Origin of the sequence: Thiorhodococcus minor (assembly GCF_010820565.1) — a bacterium.
Classification (GTDB): Bacteria; Pseudomonadota; Gammaproteobacteria; order Chromatiales; family Chromatiaceae; genus Thiorhodococcus; species Thiorhodococcus minor.
Window position 1 is genome coordinate 1 of the sequence record NZ_JAAIJQ010000102.1, and the last position, 17,192, is coordinate 17,192.

A 17,192-nucleotide genomic window follows, 5' to 3' on the forward strand; every position below is an offset into this window, starting at 1 on the left:
AGAGGGTCTGCGCTTCGCGGTGCGCGAGGGCGGTCGTACCGTCGGCGCTGGTGTGGTTTCCAAGATCATCGAGTAAGGACATGACGAATCAGAGAATCCGAATCCGACTGAAGGCGTTCGATCACCGTCTGATCGACCAGTCCGCTCGAGAGATCGTCGATACCGCCAAGCGCACGGGCGCTCAGGTGCGGGGGCCGGTTCCGCTGCCTTCCAAGAAGGAGCGCTTCACCGTCCTCGTCTCGCCGCACGTCAACAAGGACGCGCGCGATCAATACGAGCTGCGCACCCACAAGCGTCTGATGGACATCGTCGACCCGACCGACAAGACGGTCGACGCGCTGATGAAACTGGATCTGGCCGCCGGTGTCGACGTCCAGATCAAGCTGAGCTGAGGACGATACGATGACAATTGGAGTTATCGGCCGCAAAGCCGGCATGACGCGCCTCTTCACCGAGGAAGGCGAAAGCGTTCCTGTTACCGTGATCGAGGTGGCGCCAAATCGTGTCAGCCAGGTGAAGACCGCTGAGACCGACGGCTACAGCGCCGTTCAGCTCGCCTTTGGTAACCGTCGTGCCTCGCGCGTCACCAAGCCGATGGCGGGACATTTCGCCAAGGCGGGTGTCGAGGCCGGCGAGGCGCTGAAGGAGTTCCGGCTGGAAGAGGGCGAAGGTGCCGACGTTCAGGTCGGTCAGGAGATTACGGTCTCCATCTTCGAGCCCGGTCAGAAGGTCGACGTGCGCGGTGTCACCAAGGGGCGCGGCTTCGCTGGCGCCATTCGCCGCCACCACTTCTCCGGCCAAGATCGCACGCACGGAAACTCGTTGTCGCACCGTGCGCCCGGCTCGATCGGTCAGAACCAGACGCCTGGCCGCGTCTGGAAAGGCAAGAAGATGGCGGGGCACCTGGGTGCCGCCAATCGCTGCCAGCAGAACCTCGAGGTAGTACGCGTGGACGCCGACCGCAACCTGCTCCTGGTCCGTGGCGGTGTGCCCGGTCCGACTGGTGGTCGCCTGATCGTGCTGCCGTCCGTGAAGCAAAAGAACAAGGGCTAAGCACTCATGGAGATCGCCATCAGAAACAGCACTGGCGCGTCCAGTGTGCAGGTTTCCGACGCCGTCTTCGGCGTCGAGTTCAAACCAGGCTTGGTGCATCAGGTCGTGACCGCCTACCTCGCGGGTGCGCGGGCCGGGACCAAGGCACAGAAGAATCGGTCAGCGGTTGCCGGTGGCGGCTCCAAGCCTTGGCGCCAGAAAGGCACTGGCCGGGCTCGCTCCGGCACCTCGCGAAGCCCCTTGTGGCGCTCCGGCGGCGTGACCTTTGCCGCCCAGCCGCGCGACTACAGCCAAAAGGTGAACCGCAAGATGTATCGCGGCGCCGTGCGCTCGATCCTCTCGGAGCTGGTTCGCACCGAGCGTCTGATCGTCGTCTCGGAGCTGTCGGTCTCTGCGCCGAAGACCAAAGAGCTGGTCGCATTGCTGAAGACCCACGACGTCGAGGATGTGCTCATCCTGACCGAGGGGCTCGATGAAAACCTGTATTTGGCCGCTCGCAATCTGCCGAAGGTCGACGTCTTGTCGGCGCAGGAGGTCGATCCGGTCAGCATGATCGCCTTTGGTCACGTCCTCGCGACCGAGGCCGCGATCAAGAAGCTTGAGGAGCGCTTGGCATGAACAACGAGCGTCTGATGAAGGTGCTGCTGTCGCCCATCATCTCGGAGAAGTCGACGCGCCTGGCCGAGACCGCGGGGCAGGTCGCCTTCCGGGTGGTCTGCGACGCGACCAAGCAAGAGGTGGCCAAGGCCGTCGAGCTGCTGTTCGAGGTGAAGGTGGACGAGGTCCAGATCCTCAACGTCAAGGGCAAGCAAAAGCGTTTCGGGCAGCGGCTCGGCAAGCGCCAGGATTGGCGCAAGGCCTATGTCCGCCTGCAGCCCGGCCAAGACATCGATTTCGGCGGCGCAGCTTGATTGCGCGGCGGACAGCAACGGATAGATCAAGATGGCAATCGTAAAGACTAAACCGACGTCTGCCGGGCGCCGCTTCGTGGTCAAGGTGCAGACGGCGGAGCTGCATAAGGGGGCCCCGCATGAGCCTCTGCTGGCCAAGAAGACCAAGAAGGGTGGCCGCAACAACAAGGGGCGCATCACCGTCCGTCATCAGGGCGGTGGTCACAAGCAGCGTTATCGCATCATCGATTTCAAGCGTAACAAGGAAGGTGTTCCGGCGACTGTCGAGCGCTTGGAGTACGACCCGAACCGCTCTGCGCACATCGCCCTCCTGAAGTACGCGGACGGCGAGCGGACCTACATCATCGCGCCGAAGGGCTTGAGCGTCGGTGCTCAGGTCCTGTCCGGCGAGATCGCTCCAGTGGCCGCGGGAAACTGCATGCCGCTGCGCAACATCCCGGTCGGCACTCAGGTCCACTGCATCGAGATGCGGCCTGGCAAGGGCGCCCAGATGGCGCGCGCGGCCGGATCTTCCGCACAGCTGGTGGCGCGCGAGTCCGGCACGGCGACCTTGCGGCTGCGCTCGGGTGAGATGCGCAGGGTGCATGCCGACTGCCGCGCCGTCATCGGCGAGGTAGGCAATAACGAGCACAGCCTGCGCAAGCTCGGCAAGGCCGGCGCGAGCCGCTGGCGTGGCGTTCGCCCGACGGTGCGCGGTGTCGTCATGAACCCTGTCGATCACCCGCACGGCGGTGGCGAGGGACGCACGTCCGGCGGACGTCATCCCGTGACGCCCTGGGGCGTGCCGACCAAGGGCCATAAGACGCGTAACAATAAGCGGACTGACGGCATGATCGTGCGTCGTCGCGGTCGCAAGTAAATAAGTCGAGGTTGAGCAAGTGCCACGTTCGATTCGAAAAGGACCCTTTGTGGACCACCACCTGATCAAGAAGGTGGAAGAAGCCGTCGCGCAAAACAGCAAGCGCCCGATCAAGACCTGGTCACGCCGGTCCATGATTCTGCCGGAGATGGTTGGTCTGACCATTGCGGTCCATAACGGGCGTCAGCACGTGCCGGTGCTCGTCAATGAAAACATGATCGGCCACAAGCTCGGCGAGTTCGCGCTGACCCGCACTTATCGCGGGCACGCCGCCGACAAGAAGGCGAAGAAGCGCTAGTCGGAGGTCGAGGATGCAAGCCGTAGCAACACACAAATACGCCCGGATCTCGGCCCAAAAGGCACGTCTGGTCGCCGATCTGATTCGGGGCCGCCATGTCGAGGACGCCCTGGCCACGCTGTCGTTCAGCACCAAGAAAGGTGCCGGGATCATCAAGAAGGTCCTGGAGTCCGCCATCGCCAACGCCGAGCACAACGAGGGTGCGGATATCGACGAGCTGAAGGTCGCGGCCATTCAGGTCAACGAGGGCCCGACCATGAAGCGCATTCGCGCCCGTGCCAAGGGTCGCGCGAACCGCATTATGAAGCGCACCAGTCACATTACGCTGACTGTGGCCGAAGCCTAGGGGACCCAGGGGACCAGCATGGGACAGAAAGTTCATCCGAATGGCATCCGCCTTGGAATCGTCAAAGAGTGGACGTCCAAGTGGTATGCAAGCTCGAAAGATTACGCCGATCTGCTGAACACTGATCTTCAGGTCCGTGACTTCCTGCGCAAGGAGCTCGCCAAGGCCTCGGTCAGTCGCATTCAGATCGACCGTCCGGCCAAGAATGCGCACATCACCATTCATACGGCACGTCCGGGTGTGGTGATCGGCAAGAAGGGCGAGGACATCGACAAGCTGCGTAAGAAGGTTTCGGCGATGATGGGGATCCCGGTGCATATCAGCATCGAGGAGATCCGCAAGCCGGAGCTCGACGCCCAGCTGGTCGCCGAGGGGATCGCGCAGCAGCTGGAGCGTCGGATCATGTTCCGCCGCGCCATGAAGCGCGCCATCCAAAACACGATGCGCCTCGGAGCCGAGGGTATCAAGGTCAACGTCGCAGGCCGTCTGAACGGTGCCGAGATCGCCCGCAGCGAGTGGGCGCGTGACGGCCGTGTGCCGCTGCATACCCTGCGCGCGGACATCGATTATGGCTTCGCCGAGGCGCAAACCACCTATGGCGTGCTTGGTGTGAAGGTTTGGATCTTCAAGGGCGAGGTCTTCGCGGACCAGCAGCCCGAGGAGCCAGCACCGAAAGCCGCTGGTAAGAAGGGTTAAGCCATGCTGCAGCCAAAACGCACCAAGTTCAGAAAACAGCACAAGGGCCGTAACCGTGGTCTCGCCCAGAGCGGCAACCGGGTCAGCTTCGGCGAGTTCGGGCTCAAGGCCACCGGCCGCGGTCGGATCACGGCGCGCCAGATCGAGGCCGCCCGACGCACCATTACGCGCCGCGTCAAACGTGGCGGTAAGCTGTGGATCCGCGTCTTCCCCGACAAGCCGATCTCCAAGAAGCCTCTCGAGGTTCGCATGGGTAAAGGTAAGGGTAACGTCGAGTACTGGGTCGCCCTCATCCAGCCGGGCCGCATGCTCTATGAGATCGAGGGTGTGAGCGAGGAGCTGGCGCGCGAGGCCTTCAAGCTGGCCGCGGCCAAACTGCCGGTGCAGACCACCTTTGAAAAGCGGACGATTCTGTGATGAAGGCAAGCGAGTTGAGAAACAGCAGTGTCGAGGAGCTGCACAAGCAGCTGCTGGAGCTGTTGCGTGAGGAGTTCAATCTGCGCATGCAAAAAGGCACCGGTCAGCTGTCCAAGCCCTCGCAGATGAAGACCGTGCGCCGGGATATCGCCCGGGTCAAGACGGTCATGGCTGAAATGACGGCGGGCGGCAAATCATGAGCGACGAGACGAAGATCAACCGGACACTGGAAGGGCGCGTCGTCAGCGCCGCCATGGACAAGACCGTGACCGTGCTCGTCGAGCGTCGGGTCAAGCATCCGCTCTACGGCAAGTTCATGCGCCGCTCCACCAAGGTGCACGCGCACGACGAAGACAATAGCTGCAACCAGGGTGACTGGGTTCGGGTCGAGCAGTGCCGTCCCCTCTCCAAGACAAAGACCTGGCGGCTGCTCGAGGTCCTGGAAAAAGCGCGCTGAGCGGTATCGGTCCGCTTTCGCCCTCTGGTACTCGTCCGTCCTCGCGGTTAGCGCGGTCATTCGCAGAGCAACCGGGCTCGCCCCGGAATCAGCAACGAGCTTTAGGTAGAAGACAATGATTCAGATGCAGACGAATCTCAGCGTCGCCGACAATAGCGGCGCCAAGAGCGTGCAATGCATCAAAGTGCTTGGCGGGTCGCATCGGCGCTACGCGGGCATCGGCGATGTCATCAAGGTCACCGTCAAGGATGCCATTCCTCGCGGTAAGGTGAAGAAGGGCGAGGTGTTCAACGCGGTCGTCGTGCGCACGCGCAAAGGGGTCCGTCGCCCCGATGGCTCGCTCATCCGTTTCGACGGCAACGCAGCCGTGCTGCTGAACAACCAGCTTCAGCCCATTGGCACCCGTATCTTCGGCCCCGTCACGCGCGAGCTGCGCGGCGAGCGCTTCATGAAGATCATTTCGCTGGCGCCGGAAGTGCTGTAAGGAGACTGACGTCATGCAAAAGATCAGACAAGGCGATGACGTCATGGTCATCACGGGCAAGGACAAGGGTAAGCGCGGGACAGTGCTCAAGGTGGTCGACGCCGATCATGTGGTCGTCGAGAACATCAATATCGCGCGCAAGCATCAAAAGGCGAACCCTCAAGCCGGTGAGCCAGGCGGGATCATCGACAAGGCGATGCCGATCCACGTGTCCAACGTCGCGCTGTACAACCCGCAAAAGGGTGGCGCGGATCGCGTTGGCTTCAAGGTCCTCGAAGACGGGCGCAAAGTTCGCGTGTTCAAGTCGAACGGCGAAGTCGCCGACGTCTGAGGGAAGGAAGCGAGATGTCCAGATTACAGACTGAATACAAAGAGCGCATGGTCGGCCAGCTCAAGGAGCGCTTCGGCTTCAAGAGCGTCATGCAGGTGCCTCGGATCGAGAAGGTCACACTCAATATGGGTGTGGGCGAGGCCGTCGCCGACAAGAAAGTGATGGAGAATGCCGTCGCCGACATGCGGGCCATCGCTGGCCAGCAGCCGATCGTGACCTATGCGCGCAAGTCCGTCGCGGGCTTCAAGATCCGCGAAGGCTGGCCAATCGGCTGTAAGGTCACACTGCGTCGCGAGCGCATGTACGAGTTTTTGGATCGACTCATCAATGTCTCGATCCCCCGTATCCGCGACTTCCGCGGTCTGAGCCCCAAGGCCTTCGACGGGCGTGGGAACTACTCGATGGGCGTGCGCGAGCAGATCATGTTCCCGGAGATCGACTACGACAAGATCGATGCGATCCGTGGACTCGATATCACCATTACGACGTCGGCGCGGACGGACGAAGAGGGGCGAGCGCTGCTCGAGGCCTTCAACTTCCCGTTCCGTAACTGATCGATCGGACCTGAGACAGCAGATTCTGAGACAGCACTATGGCGAAGAAGAGCATGATTGCGCGCGACCGCAAGCGCACTCAAATCGCAGCCCGGTACAGCGCGAAGCGTGCGGCCCTGAAGGCTGTGATCAACGACCGCAACGCGAGTCCGGAGCAGATCGACGAGGCGACGCTCAAGCTGCAGAAGCTGCCGCGCGACGCCAGTCCGAGCCGGCAGCAGCGCCGCTGCCGCGTCAGCGGGCGCCCGCATGCCGTCTACCGCAAGTTCGGGCTCTCGCGCAACAAGCTGCGCGAAGCCGTGATGCGCGGTGACGTTCCGGGCGTCGTCAAGGCGAGCTGGTAGATTCGAGTGGTCAGTGGGCAGTGGTCAGTGGACAGTAGGAGGCGGTCGCCATCTACTGATCACTTGGCGTTGTCTTGCTGATCACTTAGAGAGCCTGTGATTCGCGGCAAGCGTGAGCGAGCTTGCGGCGGGGCTCGGCAAAGACGTCGGCGGCCTATGCAAGGCGGGGCCTCTCAGCTGCCCCCAACTGTCCACTGACTACTGACCACTAAAGAAACTCGGGTATCGCACCGCAAAGGTGGCCTGACCCAGGAGAAGCCAAATGAGTATGTCTGATCCGATTGCGGATATGCTGACACGCATCCGCAACGGCCAGCAGCGCGGCAAGATCACCATCGTGATGCCGTCCTCCAAGCAGAAGGTCGCGATCGCGGATCTGCTCAAGGACGAAGGCTACATCGCCGACGCGAGCGTCGAGACCAACGGCAGTAAGTCCAATCTGGTCATCAAGCTCAAGTACTATCGCGGCAAGCCGGTCATCGAGCTCCTAAAGCGCGTTTCGCGTCCTGGTCTGCGCATCTATCGCAGCAAGAGTGAGCTGCCCAAGGTCTGGGCGGGGCTCGGCATTGCGATCGTCTCCACCTCTCAGGGTCTGATGACCGACCGCGCGGCCCGGCAAGCTGGGCACGGTGGCGAGATCATCGCCTACGTTGCTTAAGGGGAGACGGATATGTCACGCATAGCAAAGGCCCCCATCCAGGTGCCGAAAGGTGTCGCCGTCGAGATTTCCGGCCAGAGTGTCAAGGTCAAGGGCTCTAAAGGCAGCATGGAGTGGAATGTCCACCCCACGGTTGCTGTCTGCCAGGAAGATGGTGCGATCAAGGTTGCTCCGGCTGAAGGGCAGCAAAGCGCTTGGGCCATGGCCGGCACGACCCGAGCTCTGCTCAGCAACATGGTTGTGGGCTGTGGCGAGGGCTTCACGCGTAAGCTGACGCTGGTCGGCGTTGGCTATCGCGCGCAGGCGAAGGGCTCGGTCCTGAATCTGAGCCTGGGCTTCTCCCATCCGATCGATTATCCGGTGCCGAAAGGCATCACCATCGAGACCCCTAGTCAGACCGAAATCGTCGTGACTGGCGCCGACAAACAGCAGGTCGGTCAGGTCGCCTCGGAGATTCGTGGGTTCCGGCCTCCGGAGCCTTACAAGGGTAAGGGTGTTCGTTACGCCGACGAGAACGTCCGGCGTAAGGAAGCCAAGAAGAAATAAGGGGTCTCAGAAATGGATAAGAAACAGGCTCGTCTGCGTCGTGCGACGCGGGCTCGCGCCAAGATTCGGGAGCTGGGTGTTCATCGCTTGTGCGTCTACCGCACCCCGCGTCACACCTACGCCCAGATCATCGCACCGACCGGCGACAAGGTCGTGGCGAGTGCATCGACGGTGGAGAAAGATCTCCGTGAGTCGATCGAGGGTAACAAGGCGAATGTCGCGGCAGCCACTGTCGTCGGCAAGGCAATCGCCGAGCGCGCCTTGGCCGCTGGAGTGGATTCGGTTGCATTCGACCGTTCCGGCTTCCGTTTTCACGGTCGTGTCAAGGCGCTCGCGGATGCGGCGCGCGAGACCGGACTGAAATTTTAAGGGGGTCGGACAATGGCGAACTTCAATCCAAAGGCAGAGGGCGACGAGCTCCTCGAAAAGCTGGTCCAGGTCAATCGTGTCGCCAAGGTCGTCAAGGGCGGCCGGCAGTTTGGCTTTGCCGCGCTGACCGTCGTCGGCGACGGCAAGGGACGTGTCGGCTTCGGACGTGGCAAGGCGCGTGAGGTGCCGATCGCTATCCAGAAGGCGATGGAGAGCGCGCGCAAGAACATGGTCGAGGTCAAGCTCAACGGCACCACGCTGCAGTATCCGCTGCAGGGGCGTCACGGTGCGGCCAAGGTCTTCATGCAGCCGGCCTCCGACGGTACAGGTATCATCGCAGGCGGCGCCATGCGCGCGGTCTTCGAGGTGCTGGGCGTGCAGAACGTGCTCGCGAAGTGCATCGGGACCAACAATCCGATCAACGTCGTGCGTGCGACCGTGAACGGTCTGCGTGGCATGAGCGACCCCGAGAGCGTCGCCGCCAAGCGCGGCAAGACCGTCGAAGAGATCCTGGGGTAAGCGATGGCTGACAAAAAGATGATGAAGGTGAAGTTGGTGCGCAGCGCCAACGGTCGCCTAGATCGCCACAAGGCTTGTGTGCGTGGCTTGGGCCTGCGCCGCATGCACCAGGTTGTGGAAGTCGAGGATACGCCTTGTACGCGCGGCATGGTCAATGCCGTGTCCTACATGGTCAAGGTCGTGGAGGAGTCCTGAGATGCGTCTCAATGAATTGAAGCCTGCCGAGGGCAGTCGCTCCGCCGCTAAGCGCGTCGGCCGTGGAATCGGCAGTGGACTCGGCAAGACCTGTGGCCGCGGCCACAAAGGTCAGAAGTCCCGGTCGGGCGGTTTCCACAAGGTCGGCTTCGAAGGCGGTCAGATGCCTTTGCAGCGCCGTCTGCCGAAAGTCGGCTTTCGCTCGCGCAAGGCGCTGCATCGCGCCGAGGTGCGCCTGACGGAGCTGGCGCGGGTCGAAGGCGACGTGGTCGATTTGGAGGCCCTCAAGAAGGCGGATGTCGTCAACCATGGCGTCAAGTCGGCGAAGGTCATTGCCTCCGGTGAGCTCTCGCGCGCACTGACCGTGCGCGGTCTGGGTGTCACCAAGGGTGCGCGAGCCGCGATCGAGGCGGCCGGCGGCAAGGTCGAAGACTAAGCGAAAGGCGCGAAACGGATGGCTAAGAACGTCGGATCCATGGGTAAGGCGCTGGGCGCGGCCGGTCAGTTGACCGAGCTGAAGCAGCGCTTGATGTTCCTACTGGGGGCCTTGCTGGTCTACCGGATCGGTACCTTCATCCCGGTTCCCGGGGTGAATCCGGAGGCGCTTGCCATCCTCTTCGAGCAGAATCAGGGCTCCATCCTGGACATGTTCAACATGTTCTCCGGTGGGGCGCTGGAGCGTGCCAGTCTGTTCGCCCTCGGGGTCATGCCCTACATCTCGGCGTCGATCATCGTGCAGCTGATGACCGCCGTGGTGCCTCAGCTCGAGCAGCTGAAGAAAGAGGGCGAGTCCGGGCGTCGGAAGATCACCCAGTACACCCGCTATGGCACGGTTTTCCTGGCGACCTTCCAGGCCATCGGGATCTCTATGGCCCTGCAGGGGCAGACTGCGGGCGGCTCCGCGTTGGTGACTCATGCTGGCATGGGCTTCGTCTTCACGGCCGCCGTCTCCTTGGTGACGGGGACCATGTTCCTGATGTGGCTGGGCGAGCAGATCACCGAGCGCGGCATTGGGAACGGCATCTCGATGATCATCTTCGCGGGAATCGTGGCCGGACTCCCAGCGGCCTTGGGCGGTACGCTCGAGCTCGCACGGACTGGAGAGATGAACGCGCTGGCGGTGCTGGCGCTGCTTGCCATGGCTCTCGCGGTGACGGCCTTCGTCGTGTTCGTCGAGCGCGGCCAGCGCCGCATCACGGTCAACTATGCGCGGCGCCAGCAGGGTCGCAAGATGATGCAGGCGCAGAGCACGCATCTGCCGCTCAAGCTGAATATGGCCGGCGTCATTCCGCCGATCTTCGCCTCGAGCATTATCCTCTTCCCGGGGACGCTGGGGCAGTGGTTCGGGAGTAGCGAGGATCTGCGCTGGATCGCGGACATCACATCTAAGCTCTCCCCCGGAGAGCCTGTCTATGTGCTGTTCTACGCCTCGGCGATTATTTTCTTCTGCTTTTTCTACACAGCTCTGGTCTTCAACGCGAAGGACACGGCGGACAATCTGAAGCGCTCCGGAGCCTTCATCCCAGGTATTCGTCCGGGCGAGCAGACCGCGCGCTACATCGATGCCGTCATGACGCGCTTGACCGGGGCTGGTGCACTCTACATCACGGCGGTGTGCTTGCTGCCCGAGTTCCTGATCGTCGGCTACAACGTGCCTTTCTACTTTGGCGGCACCTCCTTGCTGATCGTCGTGGTGGTGGTCATGGACTTCATGGCCCAAGTACAGGCCCATTTGATGTCCCATCAGTACGAAGGCCTGATGAAGAAGGCAAACCTAAAGGCGCCGGGCGCCGGCATGCTGCGCTGATCCAAGCGTTGGCCAATTGCCCTTCCGGCATCTAGCTGCTTTGCGACTCGAGAACAGGGTTTTCGAGTCGCTCTATTTTCAAGCGCCTAGGCGCTCGCACTGGGCGGGCCTTGCCCGTCCGGCGGCGCTCGAGTCTTAGGAGACAAACAATGAAAGTGCGTGCATCCGTCAAGAAAATGTGCAGAAACTGCCGAATCATCCGTCGCAATGGCTCTGTTCGAGTCATCTGCTCGGATCCGCGTCACAAGCAGCGCCAAGGCTGATCTCTGCTTGGTTGACCATTCGGATCAGTTTGGTATACTACGCGGTTTACCCGCTGAGCTTTTAGGATTAAGGGGTTCGTAAGCTATGGCCCGTATCGCCGGCGTCAATATCCCAGATAAAAAACACGCCGTGATCGCTCTGACCGCGATCTACGGCATCGGTCGCACCCGTGCGGGTCAGATTTGCGACGCGGCGGGCATTCCGCGCGAGACCAAAGTCCAGGCCCTCACCGAGGAAGAAGTCGAGAAGCTGCGTGCTGAAGTCGCGAGGTTCGCCGTCGAAGGTGACTTGCGTCGCGAGGTGTCGATGAACATCAAGCGGCTCATGGATCTCGGCTGCAATCGCGGGATTCGTCATCGTCGCGGCTTGCCGCTGCGTGGTCAGCGCACCCGAACCAACGCCCGGACCCGTAAGGGGCCGCGTCGCCCGATCAAACGCTAAGCGCCCGCGCGCTGCACACGAGCTGGATTAAGTCGAATGGCTAAACCGATTCGCAGTACGAAAAAGAAGGTCAAGAAGCAGGTCGCGGACGGGGTCGCTCACGTCCATGCCTCCTTCAACAACACCATCATCACGATTACCGACCGTCAAGGCAACGCCCTGGCGTGGGCGACCTCCGGCGGCTCCGGCTTCCGCGGCTCGCGCAAGAGCACGCCGTTCGCGGCTCAGGTGGCTGCGGATCGGGCTGGGCAGGCGGCGAAGGAATATGGTCTACGCAACCTGGATGTGAACGTGAAGGGGCCAGGTCCTGGCCGCGAATCGGCCGTGCGCGCGCTCAACAACGCCGGTTTCAAGATCACCAGCATCACCGACGTGACGCCAATCCCGCACAACGGCTGTCGTCCGCCCAAGAAGCGGCGCGTCTGACGTCTGACAGTTCAACAGGAAGAGACATGGCACGCTATACAGGCCCTACCTGCAAGCTGGCGCGACGCGAAGGCAGCGATCTTTCGCTCAAGAGCCGCGCTCGCGCCTTGGATACCAAGTGCAATCTAGAGAAGCAGCCCGGTCAGACGACCGACCGCCGCCGCCGCCTTTCCGACTATGGCGTGCAGCTGCGTGAGAAGCAGAAAGTGCGTCGCACCTATGGTGTGCTGGAGAAGCAGTTCCGCAACTACTATAAGCGGGCGGCCAAGACCAAGGGTGCGACCGGTGAGGTGCTTCTGCAGCTCCTCGAGCGCCGCCTGGACAATGTTGTCTACCGCATGGGCTTCGGCTCGACGCGCGCCGAGGCACGCCAGCTGGTCAGCCACAAGGGGGTCCTCGTCAACGGACGTATCGTCAACATCCCCTCCTACCAGGTGAGCGTTGATGATGAGGTCGAGGTCCGTGAGCCCGCGCGCAAGCAGGTTCGCGTTCAGAATGCCCTCGCGCTTGCCGACCAGTACGGCTTTCCCGATTGGGTCGAGGTCGACAGCAAGGGATTCAAGGGCGTCTTCAAACGCGTCCCGGACCGCTCAGACTTGCCGGCGGATATCAACGAGTCGTTGATCGTTGAGCTGTACTCCAAGTAAGGAGCTCCCAGAGAGGCACTGAATGACTGACGCTATTGGCGAATTTCTGAAACCGCGCATCGTTAAGGTCGATCTGGTCGATGGTAGCTCCTGCCACGCCAAGGTCTCGCTGGAGCCTCTGGAGCGCGGCTTCGGCCACACGCTTGGAAACGCGCTGCGGCGGATCTTGCTCTCTTCGATGGACGGTTGCGCCGTAACGGAAGTCGAGATTCAGGGCGTTCTGCACGAGTACACCACGCTGGAGGGTGTCCAGGAGGACGTGCTTGAGATCCTGTTGAATCTCAAGCAGCTCGCGATCTCGCTGAAAGGGAAGGACGAAGCGACCTTCACGCTGAGCAAGAGCGGTGCGGGGGCGGTGACTGCGGCGGATATCCAGATCGACCACACGGCAGAGATCGCGAATCCGGACCTGGTGATCGCCAATCTGACCGAGGGCGAGCTGAGCATGACGCTCACCGTGCGTCGAGGGCGTGGCTACGAGCCCGCGAGCCAGCGTGAGCTGGAGAGCGAGGACAGGCCGATCGGCAAGCTGCCCATCGATGCCTCCTTCAGCCCGGTCCGCCGGGTCGCGATCGAAGTGCAGTCCGCGCGCGTCGAGCAGCGCACCGATCTGGACCGCCTGGTGATCGACCTGGAGACGAATGGGACCATCGATCCCAAAGAGGCCATTCAGTGCTCGGCGACCATCTTGCGCGATCAGCTTTCGAGCTTCGTCGCGCTCGAGGGCACGGGTCCTGCGGAGAGTCAGGTTGCGGAGTCGCGTGACGAGTCACCTTATGACCCCATCCTGCTGCGCCCGGTGGATGACCTAGAGCTGACGGTCCGCTCTGCCAACTGCCTGAAGGCGGAGAATATCTATCTGATTGGCGACTTGATTCAGCGGACCGAGGTCGAGCTGCTCAAGACGCCGAATCTCGGTAAGAAGTCGCTGACCGAGATCAAGGACGTGCTCGCAACCCGCGGCCTCTCGCTCGGCATGCGCCTCGAGAATTGGCCGCCCGAGAACATCGCCGAGCTCAGCGTTCGATAACTCTGGTCGCGGGTCGTCCCGCGATCCGACCCACGAATTTCAAGAACTAACGATTGATTCAGGATCAGGACCATGCGTCACCGCAAAGCCGGAAGGCACTTGAATCGTACCAGCTCTCACCGTGAGGCCATGTTCCGTAACATGGCCGCTTCTCTCTTTCGTCACGAGCTGATCAAGACCACACTGCCCAAGGCCAAGGAGCTGCGTCGCGTTGCCGAGCCCTTGATCACCATGGCCAAGTCCGATTCCGTGCACAAGCGGCGCGTCGCCTTCGCGCGTCTGCGCGATAAGGAGGCCGTCGGCAAGCTCTTCGCCGAGCTGGGGCCGCGCTATCAGAGCCGCCCCGGTGGCTATCTGCGCATCCTCAAGTGCGGTTATCGTCCAAGTGACGCCGCTCCCATGGCCTATGTCGAGCTCATCGACCGTCCGATCGTCGAGGCCGTTGTCGAGGTCGATGAGGACTGACTGCGACATGTGAATGCGGTGACGCTGAAGAGCCGGGCACAAGCCCGGCTTTTTTGTGTCTGATCGAATTGTGGTCCGGGTAGGCAGGAGGGCAGATGAGTCGAGCATCCATAGACCGAATCGCGGTCGTCACCGACTTTGGCGACGGCATCTATGTTGGCCAGATGCGCGCACGCCTTCAGGTCTTGGCGCCGGCCGTCGCGCAGATCGACCTGGTCCAGGATTTGCCGCCGTTCCGGCCCGATCTGGCCGCCTACCTGCTCCCTGCGCTCGCAGGCGACATGCCGGAGCGAACACTCTATCTTTGCGTCGTCGATCCGGGGGTGGGGGGGCAGCGCGATGCCTTGTTGGCGCGGGTCGATGACGACTGGCTGCTGGGGCCTGACAACGGCCTCTTCGCGCCCATGGTTGCGCGCTCGAGGTCTGCGCGCGTCTGGCGCATCGGCTGGCGGCCGCCGACCCCGTCCGCGAGCTTTCACGGGCGCGACTGGTTCGCGCCTGCTGCCGCGCGGCTCTGCCGCGGAGAGGGGCTCGGGCTCGCCGAAGTGGCTCCAAGCCAGATGGTCGGCGCGGATTGGCCCGCGGATCTCGAGCGGGTGGTCTATGTCGATCGGTTCGGGAACTGTCTCAGCGGCATACGCGCGCCGGACTCTCCCCATGGCTATCGATTGCCCCTGGGCGCGCATCTGCTGAGGTTTGCGAGGACCTTCTGCGAGGTCGCGCAGGGAGAGGCATTTTGGTATGAGAACGCCCTGGGGCTGGTGGAGGTCGCCGTCAATCAGGGGCGTGCGGATGCCTCGCTCGGGCTGGCTCCGGGTGAGCGTATCGGTCCCCTGGTGCCTGAGGACGGCTGAGCTGGGACTGGGATCGGCCGCTGGCATGTCTCTGAATGCGGTGATGGATAGAGAGCCGTGATGGGCAGGGCGCCATTACTGGATCACAAGCTGCGCAACAATCTCCAGAGCCTGGGCCTCTTGGCGACCTTGGGGCTGCTGCTCGGCTGCTTGGCCTGGATACTTGGTGGCGCCTCATTCGCATGGATGATCCTGGTCGGCATGCTGCTGCTCTATGCCATCAATCCGGCGGGCTCGCCACGCTTGGTGCTGTCGCTCTACCGTGCCCGTCCGATTCGCTACGATGAGGCGCCGAAGCTCTACGCCATTCTTGCCGAGCTTGCCCTGCGCGCCGGCATCGACAGCCTGCCGAGGCTCTATTACCTGCCGACGTCGGTGATGACGGCCTTCACGACGGGGTCGCGTGACCAAGCGGCCATCGCGCTATCGGATGGCGTGTTGCGGCGCTTGGATTTGCGCGAGGTCGCCGCCGTGCTCGCCCATGAGCTCAGCCACGTAGCCAATGAGGACATTCGTGTCATGTCGTTCGCCGATCTGGTGAGCCGACTGACCGGGCTCTTGAGCCTCGCCGGCCAGGTGCTGCTGATCGTCAGCATCCCCCTGGTCCTGCTTGGCGCCGGGCTGCCGCCGCTGATTCCGCTAGTGCTCCTGCTGGCGGCCCCCTGGATCAGCGCCTTGGTCCAGTTGGCCCTCTCGCGCAGTCGCGAGCTCGAGGCCGATCGCAGCGCCGTGGAGCTCACCTGCGATCCCGAGGGGCTGGCCTCGGCGCTGATCAAGCTGGAAAGGATGCAAGGGGCCTTTTGGGAGCAGATCGTCATGCCGGGAAGGCGCAATCCAAACCCTTCTTTGCTGCGCACGCATCCGCCGACCGAGGAGCGGCTGAGGCAGCTAATGGAGCTCGTGCCAGGTCGCGGGCGGGCGACCTTGCAGATGCCCTGGTCGATGATCGGCATGCATCATCCCCTGGACTATCCCGGGCTTGTGCCTCGACGACGGCCACGCTGGCGGGCCAGTGGTCTCTGGTACTGAGCCGCGAATCGCCCGCTCGGTTGCGGCTTCTAAAGGGGCGCCCCGAGGAGGACAATGGTCGTGCTCGGTGATGGCCGCTGGCGGTGCATGACCTCTGCCACCGGCGCGCGATCTGACAAGATTCTCGATCGACTGAGGAGACAGCAATCATGGCCAATTTCGGCGACCTACTTGGGGCGTTCTTGCAGGGCAACGTCGGGCAATCCGGTCAGGCCCGTATGGGGAATGCATTCCAGGATCTGCAGGCGAATCTCGGTGAGATGCTAGGCGGTCAAGGCGGTGCGGGCGGACTCTTGGATGGAATCATGGGGGCGGCAAAGGACCAGCTCCGCAACGCCGGCGACAGTCCATTGCACGCGGGCGGGCTGGGTGCTGTCCTGGGGTCGGTGCTCGGCGGTGGCGGCGACTCGGTGAAGGGTGCGGTGACGGGAGGTGCCCTGGCCATGCTTGCGGGCGTTGCCTTCAAGGCGCTGACCAGCGCCGGGCAGGGGCAGGGCGGCGAGGGCGCCCAAGCACCGTTCAGTGGCGGTCGACTCCCGTTAGGCCTTCAGGCGCCGGAGACGGAGGCCGAGGCGCAGGTTCTCGAGACCAAGGCCCGGCTCATCCTCAAGGGGATGATCAGTATTGCGAAATCGGACGGCGAGGTGAGTGTCGACGAGGTCCAGCGGATTGCCGGCAAGGCCGAGTCCTATGGCATGGGCAAGGAAGAAGAGGCCTGGCTGATGGCCCAGTTTCGCGAGCCGCTCGATCTCGACGCCTTCGTTGCCGAGATCCCGAATCAGGAGGTCGCCGCCGAGGTCTATGCGGCATCCTTGCTCGCCGTCGAGGTCGATACGGATGCCGAGCGCGACTATCTCCGTCAGCTTGCCGAGAAGACGGGGCTCCACCCAATGGTCGTGCAGCACATCCGGGCTTCCATGGGCCTGGCTGACTGATCGCAATCCGGATCTCCAGCTGGGCCAAGGCTGCTTTGGTGGGTTTGTCCTGGAATCGCCAATTCGAGCCACAAAGGCGCAAAGGGCAGGAAGAAGCGCGATGCTTTAGACGATGTGCGTCGCTCACCTGCTCGGTGAGCAGCATCCGCTGCGGATTGAAATTCTTTGCGCACTTCGGTGTGCCAGGAGAAACCTGGCCAGTCTAGCAGCCTGCGAGGTGGCTGCCATGTGAACTGCTGATGAGACATGTAGCTGCG

The 17,192-nt window shown here is 62.6% G+C and carries 32 protein-coding genes; all 32 read left to right on the forward strand.

Annotated features, from left to right (window positions below; all coding sequences use genetic code 11):
* A partial coding sequence (locus tag G3446_RS22630) for an EF-Tu C-terminal domain-related protein (protein WP_163139998.1) occupies positions 1-76 on the forward strand: 76 nt, incomplete at its 5' end.
* A gap of 4 nt (positions 77-80) precedes the next feature.
* Positions 81-392 (forward strand): 30S ribosomal protein S10, encoded by a 312-nt coding sequence (rpsJ, locus tag G3446_RS22635; RefSeq protein WP_007040450.1) that lies wholly within the window; start codon positions 81-83, stop codon positions 390-392.
* Between the two features lie 10 nt (positions 393-402).
* Positions 403-1,053, forward strand: coding sequence for a 50S ribosomal protein L3 (rplC, locus tag G3446_RS22640; RefSeq protein WP_164455554.1), 651 nt, complete (start codon positions 403-405; stop codon positions 1,051-1,053).
* A gap of 6 nt (positions 1,054-1,059) precedes the next feature.
* Positions 1,060-1,671, forward strand: coding sequence for a 50S ribosomal protein L4 (rplD, locus tag G3446_RS22645; RefSeq protein ID WP_164455556.1), 612 nt, complete (start codon positions 1,060-1,062; stop codon positions 1,669-1,671).
* Positions 1,668-1,964 (forward strand): 50S ribosomal protein L23, encoded by a 297-nt coding sequence (rplW, locus tag G3446_RS22650; RefSeq protein ID WP_164455558.1) that lies wholly within the window; start codon positions 1,668-1,670, stop codon positions 1,962-1,964. Before rplD ends, rplW begins: the two co-directional genes overlap by 4 nt.
* Positions 1,965-1,995: 31 nt before the next feature.
* Positions 1,996-2,823, forward strand: coding sequence for a 50S ribosomal protein L2 (rplB, locus tag G3446_RS22655; protein WP_164455560.1), 828 nt, complete (start codon positions 1,996-1,998; stop codon positions 2,821-2,823).
* A gap of 19 nt (positions 2,824-2,842) precedes the next feature.
* On the forward strand, positions 2,843-3,121 hold the full coding sequence (gene rpsS, locus G3446_RS22660) for a 30S ribosomal protein S19 (protein WP_153974992.1): 279 nt from the start codon (positions 2,843-2,845) through the stop codon (positions 3,119-3,121).
* Positions 3,122-3,134: 13 nt separating this feature from the next.
* Positions 3,135-3,467 (forward strand): 50S ribosomal protein L22, encoded by a 333-nt coding sequence (gene rplV / locus G3446_RS22665; protein WP_164455562.1) that lies wholly within the window; start codon positions 3,135-3,137, stop codon positions 3,465-3,467.
* 18 nt (positions 3,468-3,485) lie between these two features.
* The gene (gene rpsC / locus G3446_RS22670; RefSeq protein ID WP_164455564.1) at positions 3,486-4,163 is read left to right on the forward strand and encodes a 30S ribosomal protein S3; all 678 of its coding nucleotides are present in this window, start codon (positions 3,486-3,488) and stop codon (positions 4,161-4,163) included.
* 3 nt (positions 4,164-4,166) lie between these two features.
* Entirely contained in the window at positions 4,167-4,580 is a 414-nt protein-coding gene (gene rplP, locus G3446_RS22675; protein ID WP_164455566.1) for a 50S ribosomal protein L16, read from the forward strand.
* Entirely contained in the window at positions 4,580-4,780 is a 201-nt protein-coding gene (gene rpmC, locus G3446_RS22680) for a 50S ribosomal protein L29 (RefSeq protein ID WP_164455569.1), read from the forward strand. The genes rplP and rpmC overlap by 1 nt, the downstream gene beginning before the upstream one ends.
* Positions 4,777-5,037 carry a 30S ribosomal protein S17 gene (rpsQ, locus tag G3446_RS22685; protein ID WP_164455571.1) on the forward strand — a complete coding sequence of 87 codons (261 nt, stop codon included), beginning with the start codon at positions 4,777-4,779 and terminating at the stop codon, positions 5,035-5,037. The genes rpmC and rpsQ overlap by 4 nt, the downstream gene beginning before the upstream one ends.
* A 115-nt stretch (positions 5,038-5,152) precedes the next feature.
* Complete coding sequence (rplN, locus tag G3446_RS22690; RefSeq protein ID WP_164455572.1) at positions 5,153-5,521, forward strand: 50S ribosomal protein L14; 369 nt, start codon at positions 5,153-5,155, stop codon at positions 5,519-5,521.
* A 13-nt stretch (positions 5,522-5,534) separates the two neighbouring features.
* Positions 5,535-5,852, forward strand: coding sequence for a 50S ribosomal protein L24 (rplX, locus tag G3446_RS22695; protein WP_164455574.1), 318 nt, complete (start codon positions 5,535-5,537; stop codon positions 5,850-5,852).
* A gap of 14 nt (positions 5,853-5,866) precedes the next feature.
* The gene (gene rplE, locus G3446_RS22700) at positions 5,867-6,406 is read left to right on the forward strand and encodes a 50S ribosomal protein L5 (protein ID WP_164455576.1); all 540 of its coding nucleotides are present in this window, start codon (positions 5,867-5,869) and stop codon (positions 6,404-6,406) included.
* Between the two features lie 38 nt (positions 6,407-6,444).
* Positions 6,445-6,750, forward strand: a complete 306-nt coding sequence (gene rpsN / locus G3446_RS22705; protein ID WP_164455578.1) for a 30S ribosomal protein S14 — start codon at positions 6,445-6,447, stop codon at positions 6,748-6,750.
* Positions 6,751-7,012: 262 nt separating this feature from the next.
* On the forward strand, positions 7,013-7,408 hold the full coding sequence (gene rpsH, locus G3446_RS22710; protein WP_164455580.1) for a 30S ribosomal protein S8: 396 nt from the start codon (positions 7,013-7,015) through the stop codon (positions 7,406-7,408).
* Between the two features lie 12 nt (positions 7,409-7,420).
* Positions 7,421-7,954 carry a 50S ribosomal protein L6 gene (rplF, locus tag G3446_RS22715; protein WP_164455582.1) on the forward strand — a complete coding sequence of 178 codons (534 nt, stop codon included), beginning with the start codon at positions 7,421-7,423 and terminating at the stop codon, positions 7,952-7,954.
* A 12-nt stretch (positions 7,955-7,966) separates the two neighbouring features.
* Entirely contained in the window at positions 7,967-8,323 is a 357-nt protein-coding gene (gene rplR / locus G3446_RS22720) for a 50S ribosomal protein L18 (RefSeq protein WP_164455584.1), read from the forward strand.
* Positions 8,324-8,335: 12 nt separating this feature from the next.
* Positions 8,336-8,842 (forward strand): 30S ribosomal protein S5, encoded by a 507-nt coding sequence (gene rpsE, locus G3446_RS22725; RefSeq protein WP_164455586.1) that lies wholly within the window; start codon positions 8,336-8,338, stop codon positions 8,840-8,842.
* Positions 8,843-8,845: 3 nt separating this feature from the next.
* Positions 8,846-9,037: a 50S ribosomal protein L30 gene (gene rpmD / locus G3446_RS22730; RefSeq protein ID WP_164455588.1), complete on the forward strand. Its 192-nt coding sequence runs from the start codon at positions 8,846-8,848 to the stop codon at positions 9,035-9,037.
* Position 9,038: 1 nt separating this feature from the next.
* Positions 9,039-9,473: a 50S ribosomal protein L15 gene (gene rplO, locus G3446_RS22735; protein ID WP_164455591.1), complete on the forward strand. Its 435-nt coding sequence runs from the start codon at positions 9,039-9,041 to the stop codon at positions 9,471-9,473.
* Positions 9,474-9,491: 18 nt separating this feature from the next.
* Complete coding sequence (gene secY / locus G3446_RS22740) at positions 9,492-10,844, forward strand: preprotein translocase subunit SecY (RefSeq protein ID WP_164455593.1); 1,353 nt, start codon at positions 9,492-9,494, stop codon at positions 10,842-10,844.
* A 149-nt stretch (positions 10,845-10,993) separates the two neighbouring features.
* On the forward strand, positions 10,994-11,107 hold the full coding sequence (gene rpmJ / locus G3446_RS22745; protein WP_164455595.1) for a 50S ribosomal protein L36: 114 nt from the start codon (positions 10,994-10,996) through the stop codon (positions 11,105-11,107).
* Positions 11,108-11,192: 85 nt separating this feature from the next.
* Entirely contained in the window at positions 11,193-11,549 is a 357-nt protein-coding gene (gene rpsM, locus G3446_RS22750) for a 30S ribosomal protein S13 (RefSeq protein WP_164455597.1), read from the forward strand.
* A 36-nt stretch (positions 11,550-11,585) separates the two neighbouring features.
* Complete coding sequence (gene rpsK, locus G3446_RS22755) at positions 11,586-11,975, forward strand: 30S ribosomal protein S11 (RefSeq protein ID WP_164455599.1); 390 nt, start codon at positions 11,586-11,588, stop codon at positions 11,973-11,975.
* Between the two features lie 26 nt (positions 11,976-12,001).
* A complete protein-coding gene (rpsD, locus tag G3446_RS22760) occupies positions 12,002-12,622 on the forward strand; it encodes a 30S ribosomal protein S4 (RefSeq protein WP_164455601.1) in 621 nt (206 codons plus the stop codon).
* 22 nt (positions 12,623-12,644) lie between these two features.
* Entirely contained in the window at positions 12,645-13,652 is a 1,008-nt protein-coding gene (locus G3446_RS22765) for a DNA-directed RNA polymerase subunit alpha (RefSeq protein WP_164455603.1), read from the forward strand.
* Between the two features lie 72 nt (positions 13,653-13,724).
* Positions 13,725-14,117 (forward strand): 50S ribosomal protein L17, encoded by a 393-nt coding sequence (gene rplQ, locus G3446_RS22770; protein ID WP_164455605.1) that lies wholly within the window; start codon positions 13,725-13,727, stop codon positions 14,115-14,117.
* Positions 14,118-14,212: 95 nt separating this feature from the next.
* Complete coding sequence (locus G3446_RS22775; protein WP_164455608.1) at positions 14,213-14,971, forward strand: SAM hydrolase/SAM-dependent halogenase family protein; 759 nt, start codon at positions 14,213-14,215, stop codon at positions 14,969-14,971.
* Positions 14,972-15,031: 60 nt separating this feature from the next.
* Positions 15,032-16,000, forward strand: coding sequence for a zinc metalloprotease HtpX (locus G3446_RS22780; RefSeq protein WP_164455609.1), 969 nt, complete (start codon positions 15,032-15,034; stop codon positions 15,998-16,000).
* A 149-nt stretch (positions 16,001-16,149) separates the two neighbouring features.
* Complete coding sequence (locus G3446_RS22785; RefSeq protein ID WP_164455611.1) at positions 16,150-16,935, forward strand: tellurite resistance TerB family protein; 786 nt, start codon at positions 16,150-16,152, stop codon at positions 16,933-16,935.
* Positions 16,936-17,192 lie beyond the last annotated feature (257 nt).